The organism is Candidatus Bathyarchaeia archaeon (assembly GCA_038883335.1).
GTDB lineage: Archaea > Thermoproteota > Bathyarchaeia > Hecatellales > Hecatellaceae > JAVZMI01.
On sequence record JAVZMI010000006.1, the window covers coordinates 84,938 to 97,352 of the forward strand.

The following is a 12,415-nucleotide window of genomic DNA, read 5'->3' on the forward strand; positions in this document are numbered from 1 at the left end:
CTTAGAGGTGTAACGGTGAAGAAGGCGGAGGTCGCTGTCGCCACAACGGATGGTAAAGCATACTTCAACCTAGTCAATGAACTCAAACGAAGGGGTATCCACTATACATCCCTAAAACCGACAGATCCAATACCATTCACGGTAAGAGCAGTCATCACCACACCCGCAGAAGCAAGCTCCATCAGACACGGGAAGGTTATCACTTACACCAGCAAAGAAGACGCTGAGAAGGCTGTGGAGAGAGCGCTCCAAAACCTAGAGACAAGTAAACCACCCACGATCATCGTTGGCGTCGACGTAGGCAAGACTTCAGGGTTGGCTATACTTGCAGACGGAGAGATCCTTCACATGGGCAATTACACCACTAAGGAAGACATCATAAACGCGATCGAAAAGGCAACCCACAGCTTAAGACCCTCAAACGTGATCGTCAAGCTCGGAAAGAGCGGGTACCGCATGACAACTGATGGCTGCTACCTTGACGGGACAGAGGAGCTGAGAAGGGAGCTCATCAAAAGGATGGACTGCAAGGTTAAGGTCATGCTTGTAGACGAGAGAGGTACGACCGCCCTTGCAAAGAGGTTAAAGGTGAAAAGGAAGGAGAGAGACGTGACCTCAGCACTGGAGATAGCCTTCAGATGACAAGTCTACAGGTCGAAAGTGGAAATGGAGCTTACCATTGAGAAGGATAAAACACTGATAACCCATGGGCCCGCCACATTGACTCTCCTCGAAGGGAACAGTAGATGCCTGGGCATGAACCTCCTCCCAGGATTAAGCCTCACAATCCGAAGATACAAGGCCCTACCCATCTACTGCGCAACCCGTTCAAAGTTCGATCTCAAGATCGGCGCTAACACACATGTTGATGAAGTCGAAGGTGACACGATACCTGAAGACTGGAAGACAGCTGTGAACACAATAATCGAAGAGTGCAAGAGCAGAAAAAGTTTAACCGTTGCGGTCATAGGGGCTATAGACACAGGAAAGTCGACCTTCACAACTTTCCTTGCCAACACCGCCATCCAAGCCAAGTTGAGAGTGAACATTACGGATGCTGACCTAGGCCAATCTGATATCGGCCCACCCACAACCATCGGCGAATACTCCATGAGGCGTGAGCTCTGCGATCTATCCAGAGAGAAACCAGACCGCATCACCTTCATAGGTACCACAAGCCCAGCTCATGCTACAAGCAAAATATTGACGGCGCTATCCGAACTCTCAAAGAGAAAGAGGGCTGAGGGAGGCTTGAACATCTTCAACACGGATGGATGGGTAGAGGGCGAAGAAGCCACCAAATATAAACTGAACCTCCTCCATGTGATACACCCCGACACCATAGTGGCGATAAGATGCGCCCACGAGTTAGAGGCTCTCCTTGGCGAAATAAACCGTGCAGGCTACGAGTTTATTACCGTTATGACGCCGCCAGTAGTTAGGAGAAGGAGCCGTGAGGATAGGAAGGAAATCAGGGAGCACGCATACCTGAGATACCTTCAGAACTCTTCAATAAGGGTGATCCCGCGAGATGAGCTGAGGGTCAGGGGAGACCCCCGGTGGCAGACAGGGATACTCGTAGGACTCTTCGACGAGGAGGGGGAACTTCTAGGAATAGGAGTCCTCGAAGCATACGCCCCTGACAAAGGGCTTGTAAAGATCATGACACCTGTTAAGGGCAAGATCGCCGAGTTAGAGTTCGGCCAAATCATAATCAAAGACGGCAAAGAGACACCTTACAGAGACCTAACAGCAATCACCTCCAAATCCAACCACGAAACTATTAAAAAAGGCGAAAACCAGTTCTAGGTCAGCCGGGGTGGCGGAGCGGCAACGCGCTGGACTCGAGACCACAGCGAGCAATCCAGTGGGCCACCAGCCCACAAGGGTTCAAAATCCCAAGGATGAAACTCCCTTCCCCGGCGCCAACCCCCACATAGATGCTTCTCCTGCCCAGAGCTACTGGAGTTTATGCTAAGTTTTATAAGTAATGGCTGGACTATCCATCCATTATGCACATGAACAAGAAAAATGCTGTAATAATACCTGTGGTTATAGGCTTATTTGTGTTGTTAGTTGTCAGTTTGCTAGGTGTGGTTCTTACGCCTACTCCTCAAGGCAGCCTCAGAAAGAGTGAGACGTCGTTTGGGAGCAGCTCAGGCGTCATATTGGAGAGCGTTACATCAAACACGCCAGACTACGCTGAGAATATGGAGAGGGCACTTGCCTATTTGAGGGGGCAGCAGACATTCGAGGGGGATATTGGGGGATACGAGAACTCAGCCTGGGTTGTTATGGCATTAGTTGCAGCTGGCGAGGACCCGTATAGTTGCAAGATGGACGACGCAGCACATTCGATAATGGATTACTTGAGGGACAACGTGGATAAGATGGGAACCAAGGCAACTGACTATGAGAGAACAATTCTAGCCTTAACTGCCGCTAAGGCCGATGTGGAAAATTTTGGTGGGGTAGACTATTTAAGAGCTTTAATTAGCTTTTACCGTAACGGTCAGATTGGCGATGAGACGCTTCTTAACGATGACTATTGGGGTATCTTAGCTTTAATCTCAACAGGGGAAAGAGCAAACTCTGAGGTAATCCAAGCCAGTAGGGAGTATATCCTGAGAAACCAGAACATTGACGGTGGATGGGGGTTCGCCGTTGGGGGGCACAGTGACACGGATGATACATCAGCTGCAGTGATGGCTCTTATATCAGCAGGAGAGAGCCCCAACTCTACTGCGATAAGAGCGGCACTAGAGTATCTGAAGACCAGCCAAACTCCGGACGGCGGTTTTTCTTGGAGACAGGGATCTAACTCCTCAAATTCCTTATCAACCGCCTGGGTTGTTAGTGCGTTAAGAGCTGTTGGTGAAGACCCCACAAGTGCTGAGTGGGAGATTAACGGCAGTAGCCCCTTGGAGTTCCTACTAAGTCTGCAGGATACTGATGGAGCCTTCAGGTGGACACGAACCGACAGATCCAACTCAGTCTACACGACTGCGGCTGTGCTGACAGCATTGTCGGGCAAGTCTTACCCCGTTATTATCGATCCACAAGTTGTAGTGAGGGTTGAAGGGCCTACATCTACACTATTTAGCGACACCATAACGCTCTCAGGCAGTGTAACTATTACCGATAGTAAAGGCGGCCAGTATACGATAAATGCCGACACCCCTATAAGCGCCTTAGATGCGGCCTCACAGCGCGCGGGGTTCAGCTATACTGCAACTTATAGCCCAGGTTTCTCCGAGCTATTTATCGCGGATATAGCAGGATCCTCGTCTTGGATGTACAGGGTTAATGGCGTTTCTCCGTGGTATGGTGGGGGTTACGGTTGGCAAGCCAACGGCCCCAACCTAGCGAATGGCGACGAGATATTATGGTATTATACTAGTACGTGGACAGAGCTTCCCCTTCGAGTTTCGGTAGATAAGACCGGCGTCACGCCAGGCGGCGTTGTAACAGTCACCGTTACCACTACAGATCAGGACTACTATCACAACCCACCAAACCCTTGGCCTACCGTTAACTGGGTACCAGTTCAAGGCGCAACTGTTCATGCCGACCGAAGTTATTCTACAGGCGCGGATGGTAAAGTTGAGATACCCATAACCTCAGGAACTTTTATCTACGCGGAGAAGAGCAATTATATCCGAAGCAACAAGATTTTCGTCGCAGTCGAGTTAAGTGGGTATACGACAGAGCAGATCGAGGCATTGGCAGAGGCGCAGGAAGAAGTTGAGCATAGCGGCAATGTTGAATATGCATACAACCGGTTGGTTGAGAAGGCGGTTATACCCTCAGACGGCTCTGGAATAAACTTGACCGAAGAGTCACGCCGGTGCTTGACGGAAAATTTTGGGGATTACTTGGAAAGATACCCGACTCTTGAGGGCAGAGTTCTCCTTCTTCACATGTTGGGTATAACGCAAATCCCAACCTCAAGCGAGAGTCTCGAAACTGAGATCAGTGTGGAGAAGATGGCCAACCAGAACGAAGTGCCGCAGATAGTTGAGGATGCCAAAGCTATATTGGCTGCCGAGGGCAGTGTGGACGCTGCATACAGGTATCTAGTTAAGAACGGTGTGATACCCAACGACATCCTTTCAATCTCTGAAAACTCAGATCAACGCTACCAGCTGCTAGAACTGTATGGCCAAAAACTTGAGAAATACCCAACCTTCGAAGGGAGGATCCTCCTCCTAAAGGCATTAGGGATCGAGGAACTCAATTAGGCGCAGCTAAAAGAGGCTAGGCTAGAGGGCTAAGTTGATGACTGCCAAAAACAGGCAACGTGGCACTTTATGAAGAGAGCCCAGACACTACTGTTCATTATAGCCGTTATTACGGTATCCGTAGTAGCGGCTGGGCTGCTGGGTCAAACCTCAAACGATCATGCTTCGGAAGTTAAGGTAAGAGTGGTTGTGACTAAAGATTATGGGGCGGAGTTAATACTCGACAGGGAGGTGGAGATGACTAAGGGGGCGACTGTTATTGATGCCTTAAGGGAGGTCGCAAAAGTGGAGACAGCATATGGGGGAGGATTTGTAAACGCAATAAATGATATCCGTTCCGAGTATACCGGAACCGGTGTGGCCAAGCGGGATTGGTTCATTTATATTAATGGTGTGCTTGCAGATGTAGGTGGGGCTGACTACAGAGTCGAGGACGACACCACAACGTGGTGGGATTTTCATGACTGGGACTTTCATACTTTTATAACAGCCGCTGTAGGTTTGTTTCCCGAGCCTTTCCTCCACGGCTATAAGGGAAAGGTCTGCGAAACTATCATCATATATGAAGATGAGTTATTGGATGAGGCTATGCTCCTCAACAGCACTCTAACGGAATGCGGGGTGAGAGGCGTCTCAATCTTAAAAGCCAGCGAGCTATCCAGAGAGGACAGAGAAAGTCCGAATCTAATAATTCTGGGCACGATCAAGTCACCCCTGATCTCTGAGTTGAATGGAATCTATCAACAGCTCGGCTTCTACATACACTATGAGGGGGACAGAATGTTAGTCCTTAATTCGAGTGGCGAGTTAGCTGCTGAGTATAGCACCGGCGGGATGATCCAAGCGACTCAGAATCCATGGAATCCGAAGGGAACCATGGCTGGTGAGAGTGTAGTCTGGGTCTTAAGCGGCATAAATGAAGATGATGTGAATGACGTGGTTGAAGTGTTGATCTCAAGCCGAGAGGAACTCGCCCACGCCTTCGCAGCTACGGTAGTCGAAGGCCAGGTGAGTAGGGTTCCACCATGTTAAGCTACAGATACATAGATACACCAATTCACAGACTTCACCCATGGCCAAAAGTGGTCTGGCTGAGTGGGCTGATTATTCTCAGCCTGATCTTCGACCACCCAATCTATATTCTGTTAATGTTCCTCTCAACATTGCCTGTAGTTGTAATTGCAAAGGTAACTAGTAGGTGGCTATATTTTATGAGGACTGCATTCCTACTTTGCCTCTTCATAGTAGCCATAAATGCTCTATTCTCAGGTTCTGGCACAAATATAGTATACTCCTCACCTCTAAATCTGCCTTTGATAGGCCGTTTGACAGTCACCCTTGAAGGCATTATTTTCGGGGTTGGAATGTCCCTCAGACTCTTCGCAATAATCTCAGCCTTCGCTATATTGAATCTCATTATCAACCCAGATGACCTCCTGCTACAGGCGGCTAAGCTTAAAGCCCCTTACAAAATAGTGCTTGCGACATCTCTCGCCACAAGATTCTTCCCAACCCTTCTTAAGGATGCGGAGACCATAATGGACGCCCAACGGTCTAGGGGCATAGAACTTGATAGGGGGCACTTTCTCCGAAAGATTAGGAATGCGGCGCCGATTTTTATTGCCCTCCTCTCAAGCTCCTTGGAGAGGTCGATACAGGTCGCAGAGTCAATGGAGGCTAGGGCTTTCGGGTCGAAAAATAAGCGGTCTACATATAGGAAAATAGACATGAGCCGAACCGACCGGGCGCTAGTAGCTCTAGCCGTTTCACCGCTCATCCTCGGTACCGTTATGAGGCTGCTTAATTATGGCGAATACAGCTACTACCCAAGCGTCGAGGAAGTAATTTTAGATGGAGCTGCCCCCCTCCTAATGTTTACCTTACTTTCACTGCCCATAGCCACTACGGTATTATTACCACCAAACAAGGAGGTTAAAGGCTGATTGATTAAGTTCAAGGATTTCACGTTTTTCTACTCCGACGAAGAAAACCCAGCTCTAGTGGACATTAACCTTCAAGTATCGGATGGCGAATTTTTACTCCTAACAGGCCCCTCTGGGAGTGGAAAATCAAGCTTATGCCGGTGCCTCAATGGGTTGATCCCGCACTTTTATGGGGGGCGGGTTAAGGGGTATGTTGAAGTCCAAGGTCTCAACACGCTCAAACACTCAACAAGGGAGATTGCAGAGAAGGTAGGCATGGTCTTCCAAGATCCCGAGAATCAGCTGGTCACCACTGACGTTGAGAGAGAGATAGCATTCGGTTTAGAGAACTTGAACTTACCTAGTGAGGCTATTGCAAAAAGGGTGGAGGAGGCTCTTGATGCTGTAGGGATTTCTCATCTGCGGAATAGACCACTCCAAGATCTCTCCGGAGGCGAGAAACAGAAGGTAGCCCTAGCTTCCGTTCTAGCTCTACACCCAGAAGTTCTGGTCTTGGATGAACCCACATCACAGCTCGACCCAAAAAGTGCGGAAGAACTTCTATCAGTCGTTAGTAGGATGAATGACGAACTCGGGATAACCGTCATACTGGTTGAGCACAGGTTAGACAGAGTTATTCACCAAGTAGACAGATTGCTGGTCATGAGTGAAGGCAAGATCGTGATGGACGGAAGCCCCAAGGAAATTTTGAGTAATGACTGCCTAGAGAGGCTAGGCGTGGGCGTCCCGCCCATAGTTAAACTCACCCGGAGGCTTAGGGGGAGGGGATTCAAGGTGGCTAACGTCCCCCTAACAGTAAAGGATGCGAGAGCCGTCTTAGATGATGTCTTCAGAAGTGTAAGTACCACAGCCTTGCCAGATGATGGAGTAGACAGGGGAGAACTTGTTATCGAGGCAAAAAACCTACGGTATGTATACCCAAACGGTGTTGAGGCGCTCAGGGGCATAGATCTTAAGATTTATTGTGGAGAGTTTATCGCGGTCACGGGGCGAAACGGCTCAGGCAAGACTACTCTATTAAAGATGCTTAATGGACTCCTGAAACCGACAAGTGGCAGGATTACTGTATGCGGCCTCGATACAAAAACTGCTACTGTAGCCGAACTTGCAAGGCGTGTAGGCTATGTCTTCCAAAATCCAAGTGACCACCTTATTGGGGAAACTGTCGAAGAAGACCTCCGCATTTCACTTGAGAGCATGAATCTACAGGCGGATTATGTGGATAAGGAGATCAACCACACGCTCAGCAAATTCAACCTTTCAACACATCGCCACGGCTACCCCCCGTACCTGAGCGGTGGGGAAAGGCAGAGAGTTGCCTTGGCGTCGGTCATAATCAGGAGGCCAAAGGTTCTCGCCTTGGACGAGCCCACCCGTGGAATGGACTTCAAGTTGAAGACTGAATTGATGAACCTCCTCAAAGATTACCGAAGGGAGGGAAATACTGTCATATTGGTTACACACGACATTGAAACCATCGCCGAATATTGTGACAGAGTAATCTTGTTGAGCGATGGCAGAGTTGTGGCAGACGGCCCTAAGAGAGACGTCCTGTCGGAGGCTTTACTCTTCTCGCCTCAGATAAACCGTCTGGTTAAAGCCTACGAGAAATATGGCATACCCAAAGGCATCCTCACCGTCGATGATGTGATGAAGGTGTTGGGGTGAAAAAGAGACACTTATCACTGTTTCTTTTCGCAGTCTTGGCAGTGACCCTTACATCCTTCATGGCCCTACCCCAGAACGGGTTGCGAGACGCCGCGAAAAGCACTGGCTACACTGCTCTTCTGGTTGGCGCCTTAGTTACCTTGGCGCTCGCAGTGTTCATCTCCAGTTTTGATGAGAGCATGCAAAGCTCTAAAGGGATAGCATTGACCTCTATTCTGGGTACACTCTCGGCAGTTTCTCGAGTCCCCTTTGGCGCTTTACCGAGCGTACAGCCTTCGACTTACTTGATAATATGCTCAGGCTACGTTTTTGGACCTGTGGCCGGGTTCACTGTAGGAGCATTGACACCTTTAATCTCTAACTTCTTTCTTGGCCACGGCCCCTGGACGCCATACCAGATGGTTGCATGGGGGTTAGCTGGTGCCTCCGCCTCTCTCTTTCGAAGATTTAAACCTAGGAGGTGGTGGCTTATGTGTTTCGGCGTCTGTTGGGGGTACATCTTTGGCGTCATAATGAATGTTTGGTTCTGGGCGTCATTCGTATACCCGTTAACATTGGCAACATTTGCAGCTTCTCAAGGGAGAAGCCTCTTGTTCGATACCTTACATGCGGTAGGCAATGCCGCTTTCCTAGGGACGTTAGGTCTAAGAACCATCAGAATTTTTGATAGATATAAGAAACGATTCAACGTTCAAGTGAATAACGAGCTTGAAGCAGAGTTACCAAGGCTTATCAGCGAACAGCCTATTGGCCGCCGCTGAAGGCAGCCCCGCGACATGTGAAACGAGATTTATACCAAAATGTGCAAGGCAAGTTGAGTAAAAATTGGCTGTAAGTTACCCACCAGGGATTAGGTTCCTATGTAATAGATGCACCATATGTTGCCGCAACACTACAACTAGAGTCAGACGAATTCTCCTCCTAGAACAGGAGGTGCTAGAGATAAGTGAAGTTACGAGTCGAGCGATCAGCACTTTCGCGGAGCCTTCAAGGGAGGACTCCCGCTTCCCTTACGAGATGAAGAAGATCAAAGGGCGTTGTAGTTTCCTAGTAGGAGACAGTTGCACTATATATGAGTACAGACCGCTTATCTGTAGGTTCTATCCTTTCTCCCTTCGAAGGTTTGGAGGGGTTTACTATTTCCATCCAACTAAGGAGTGCCCAGCTATAGGTGATGGGGAAGAGTTGGAGAAAGGGTTCTTCGAGAATCTTCTACGGCTGGCACTAAAGAAGTTCGGAGAACTATAGAGCTCACGCATGCTCCACCTGCCTCTACACTAGTTTATTGAGGACGCAGACGCAACATAAAAAATTGGGTCCTCTGCGTGTACGCCGCTCCTCTAACAGCTATTTCTGTGCTATTGGAAGACATAAAATACTGTGCGATCCACTACCCAGTTTCAGAAGAGCTTATAAAGTAAACCGTGAAAAGTTGGAATCGAAGGTTTAACTGGTGAATTGGAGGTATATTCAGGTCCATTATTATGGTGCCGCGTTCGACTACGGATATCAAACAATGAATTGCTCTAGATGAGAGGAGATAATTAAAAAAGGGGTGCACTAATGAAGTTGTCCTGGTTAATACCTCGCGAGAAGAAGTTCTTCGATATGTTGGAGATGGAAGTAGACGGCGTTGTGAAGGGCGCACAGATCCTCTGCAATCTAACGTGCGATTACTCCAACTTGTCAAAGGCGTTTAAGGAAATAGCTGAGATTGAACATCAAACTGACGACATAGTCCACAATATTTTTGGGGAATTGAACCTGACCTTCATAACACCCATCGATAGAGAGGATATCTCAAGTTTAGCTTCAACCCTTGATGATGTGATAGACTACATATATGGCGCCGTAATGAGACTCCATTCATATAATGTGAAAAATATTCCTAAGATGATGGCTAGTTTGGCGGAGGTTCTACTTAAGGCCTCCGTCGAACTGGGTCACATGGTAAGGAAGTTGAGGGAGCTTAAAAATCCGAGAGAGATCGAGTTGCGGTGCATAGAAGTAAATAGACTCGAGAACGAAGCCGACCTCATAGTCAATAAGGGGATAGTGGAACTTTTCGAGACTGAAGACGTGAAGGAGATTATAAAATTGAAAGAGATCTACGAGTTTATGGAAGAAGCCGTCGACAAATGCGAAGATGTAACCGACATAGTATGTGACATAATAATGAAAACCCGATAGTGGTAAAATGTTAGAAGTAGTGGTGGCCATAACACTTCTTGCGTTAGTTTACGATTTCGGAAACGGTTTAAATGACGCCGCGAATGCCATCTCCACAATAACGGCGACTAGAGCCCTTACTCCGAGGCGGGCCGTCATCCTCGCAGCCGTGGGCAATTTCGCCGGACCTTTCTTACTCGGTACAGCCGTAGCGGCTACGATAGGAAAAGGCATAGTTGAAGCCACAATAATAGATTCAAAAGTCATTATTGCCGCTATTGTCGGGGCTATCTTCTGGACTTATCTAACAACATTCAAAGGACTTCCGATATCCATCACACACTCACTAGTTGGCGGTCTAATGGGAGCAGGTATCGCCAAAAGCGGGCCAGCGGCTATCGTGGCAACCAAAGTTTTGACGGTAATTTTATTTATCGGAGGGGCCCCCCTACTTGGCTTTTTGGGTGGGCTCGCTTTCACAGTGGCGATTTTTTGGATTTTCAGGAAAGCTAGACCGTCAAAAGTTAATGAATTTTTCAAAAAAGCACAGATAATCTCAGGCAGTCTCTACAGCTTAGGGCACGGCGCTAACGACGCCCAGAATGCCATGGGAATAATTGCGATAACCCTATTAACATCTGGTTATTTGGGCAGCGAATTTTATGTCCCTTCCTGGGTTATAATACTATGCGCTTCGGCGATGTCTCTGGGAACCCTCATGGGCGGGTGGAAGGTGGTAAAAACCATGGGCATGAAGATAACGAAACTTAGGCCTGTGGATGGCTTCTGCGCCGAAACATCGGGAGGGCTGACACTCTCCTTATGCACCTTAGCAGGGATCCCGGTTTCAACAACTCATGTGATAGCTGGTTCGATAATGGGAGTTGGATCCACTAGGTCCCTATCAGCCGTTAGGTGGGGGGTAGCAAGGAACATCATCTGGGCTTGGTCACTAACCATACCGGTAAGCATGTTGGTAAGCGCAGCAACCTACTTTCTGGCCTCACTCTTCACTTAAACCCGTAACGTAAAAGAAGAATACTGCCAAGCTCTCGAGGTGGATGTGGCTTTCCAATTTGGTGGGCTGCGTGGTGTTTACTTCCGCCACCATATTGGAGGCCCTCACTCATCCGCTACGGATCGCCTTACAGGTCGCCCTGCAAGCTCCACGCCATAGCGGATGAGCGATCAGTAGCTTGACAACACTCCGAGGCTTCCCCCGAAGTGCGAGCTCGGCTACTGAATCCACGACTATCTCGGCTTGGCTTCAACTTAATTATATGACTAGATTCTATATTAAGTTTTTTATATAGAAAATATGAGTTCTGAGAGCATTTTTCCAGATATAGCCATAGATCTCCGGCAACCAATGGACGCGCATAAAGGGGGTTAAGCCATGTTTTAGTCTACCCTATCCAAGGCACTTTCTCAACCTAGCTGCCTCCAGATAGGCTTTTCTCGCCTCATCATCTTTCTGCTCAACATAAGATAAAAGAAAATTGTTTGATAGGTTCTCATACCTTCTCTCAGTCATGTTCCTAGGGCCGAGTTTGATGCCGATAGTTTCCTCAGCTACACTAAGGTCTTCCATGAGCTTTACGAGTGCGTTCTTCAGTCTCTCTCCATTCATCTCCGCCCTTTGGGCGATTCTTTGGTGTGTATCCATAAGCATGTTTAGGTTCCTCCACGAGAGATAGCCTCCCGCGGTGTTGAGGTCGTTCTTTAGATTTACGTATAGCTTCTCAAGGACTTCACATTCCTCCTCTCCTAGGTCGCACAAAACTTTTCCGCCTATGAATTCGGGCGGTATCCCCAATGAGTAGAAGGCTGCGGTGAATGGTATCGCCCTCGGAAGAACCACCCCCCTAACACTTCTGCTATAGCCGAATAATCCGATGTGAAGCCTCCTCGCCCTTCTTTGAGGGGTATAACAGGCAACGCTATTCACAAGTGGGGCTAATTCCTCAACCATACTCTCATACCTTCGCCTAAATTTACTGAGCACTGTGAGCAGAATCTTCTCCTCATGAGGCTCTATAATAGTTGGCTCACAGTAAGGAAGCCTGTTATTGAGGAGGCTTACAACTTCCCTCGTCCTTTCGAGAGGGTAATCATATTTTAAGGCTGACTGAACGGTAACGGTTGATAATCCTCTGTACTCTTTAAGGAAGCCTTCGAGATTTTCAGGAGAGAGATGCCCCCTGAAAGGCATGGACCCAACCCCCAAGATTGGGTATACAGGCACCCCCCTCTCCTTTTCAAGAGACTTCAACTTTGAAAGAGCAAGTTTTGAGAGAAGGACTGCGCAGAAGAGGCCATAGTTGAGGGCTGGGTCAGATCTTGCGATAAAAACCCTAAGTGCACTGGGCCTAGCAACCTCCACGTATGTTTCTA

The 12,415-nt window shown here is 48.3% G+C and carries 12 protein-coding genes and 1 tRNA gene; 11 read left to right on the forward strand and 2 right to left on the reverse strand.

Translation table 11 applies throughout. The features are described from left to right. Positions 1 to 15 precede the first annotated feature (15 nt). The 11 genes from QXJ75_04410 (at position 16) to QXJ75_04460 (ending at position 11,039) form a co-directional block, all read left to right on the forward strand. On the forward strand, positions 16 to 642 hold the full coding sequence (locus tag QXJ75_04410; GenBank protein MEM3737310.1) for a hypothetical protein: 627 nt from the start codon (positions 16 to 18) through the stop codon (positions 640 to 642). A gap of 24 nt (positions 643 to 666) precedes the next feature. After that, positions 667 to 1,809: a Clp1/GlmU family protein gene (locus QXJ75_04415; protein MEM3737311.1), complete on the forward strand. Its 1,143-nt coding sequence runs from the start codon at positions 667 to 669 to the stop codon at positions 1,807 to 1,809. A gap of 4 nt (positions 1,810 to 1,813) precedes the next feature. Beyond that, a tRNA-Ser gene (locus QXJ75_04420) sits at positions 1,814 to 1,928 on the forward strand. A gap of 141 nt (positions 1,929 to 2,069) precedes the next feature. Further along, positions 2,070 to 4,241, forward strand: coding sequence for a prenyltransferase/squalene oxidase repeat-containing protein (locus tag QXJ75_04425; GenBank protein ID MEM3737312.1), 2,172 nt, complete (start codon positions 2,070 to 2,072; stop codon positions 4,239 to 4,241). A 69-nt stretch (positions 4,242 to 4,310) separates the two neighbouring features. Further along, positions 4,311 to 5,273: a DUF4430 domain-containing protein gene (locus QXJ75_04430; GenBank protein ID MEM3737313.1), complete on the forward strand. Its 963-nt coding sequence runs from the start codon at positions 4,311 to 4,313 to the stop codon at positions 5,271 to 5,273. After that, positions 5,267 to 6,184, forward strand: coding sequence for an energy-coupling factor transporter transmembrane component T (locus QXJ75_04435; protein ID MEM3737314.1), 918 nt, complete (start codon positions 5,267 to 5,269; stop codon positions 6,182 to 6,184). The genes QXJ75_04430 and QXJ75_04435 overlap by 7 nt, the downstream gene beginning before the upstream one ends. Continuing rightward, a complete protein-coding gene (locus tag QXJ75_04440; GenBank protein ID MEM3737315.1) occupies positions 6,185 to 7,852 on the forward strand; it encodes an energy-coupling factor transporter ATPase in 1,668 nt (555 codons plus the stop codon). Then, positions 7,849 to 8,613: an ECF transporter S component gene (locus QXJ75_04445; protein MEM3737316.1), complete on the forward strand. Its 765-nt coding sequence runs from the start codon at positions 7,849 to 7,851 to the stop codon at positions 8,611 to 8,613. Before QXJ75_04440 ends, QXJ75_04445 begins: the two co-directional genes overlap by 4 nt. A 64-nt stretch (positions 8,614 to 8,677) precedes the next feature. Next, the gene (locus QXJ75_04450; protein ID MEM3737317.1) at positions 8,678 to 9,100 is read left to right on the forward strand and encodes a YkgJ family cysteine cluster protein; all 423 of its coding nucleotides are present in this window, start codon (positions 8,678 to 8,680) and stop codon (positions 9,098 to 9,100) included. A 321-nt stretch (positions 9,101 to 9,421) separates the two neighbouring features. Further along, positions 9,422 to 10,042, forward strand: coding sequence for a DUF47 family protein (locus QXJ75_04455; protein ID MEM3737318.1), 621 nt, complete (start codon positions 9,422 to 9,424; stop codon positions 10,040 to 10,042). Positions 10,043 to 10,049: 7 nt separating this feature from the next. Continuing rightward, a complete protein-coding gene (locus QXJ75_04460; protein ID MEM3737319.1) occupies positions 10,050 to 11,039 on the forward strand; it encodes an inorganic phosphate transporter in 990 nt (329 codons plus the stop codon). Positions 11,040 to 11,147: 108 nt separating this feature from the next. Here QXJ75_04460 and QXJ75_04465 read toward each other — a convergent pair whose 3' ends face one another. Next, complete coding sequence (locus QXJ75_04465; protein MEM3737320.1) at positions 11,148 to 11,270, reverse strand: hypothetical protein; 123 nt, start codon at positions 11,268 to 11,270, stop codon at positions 11,148 to 11,150. A gap of 162 nt (positions 11,271 to 11,432) precedes the next feature. After that, positions 11,433 to 12,415: phosphoenolpyruvate carboxylase (gene ppcA, locus QXJ75_04470; GenBank protein MEM3737321.1), on the reverse strand; the 983-nt coding region annotated here is incomplete at its 5' end.

Coding starts and splice junctions, on each gene's coding strand:
- QXJ75_04415 (MEM3737311.1), top strand. CDS start 667: ATGGAGCTTACCATTGAGAAGGATAAAACACTGATAACCCATGGGCCC.
- QXJ75_04460 (MEM3737319.1), top strand. CDS start 10,050: ATGTTAGAAGTAGTGGTGGCCATAACACTTCTTGCGTTAGTTTACGAT.
- QXJ75_04430 (MEM3737313.1), top strand. CDS start 4,311: ATGAAGAGAGCCCAGACACTACTGTTCATTATAGCCGTTATTACGGTA.
- QXJ75_04435 (MEM3737314.1), top strand. CDS start 5,267: ATGTTAAGCTACAGATACATAGATACACCAATTCACAGACTTCACCCA.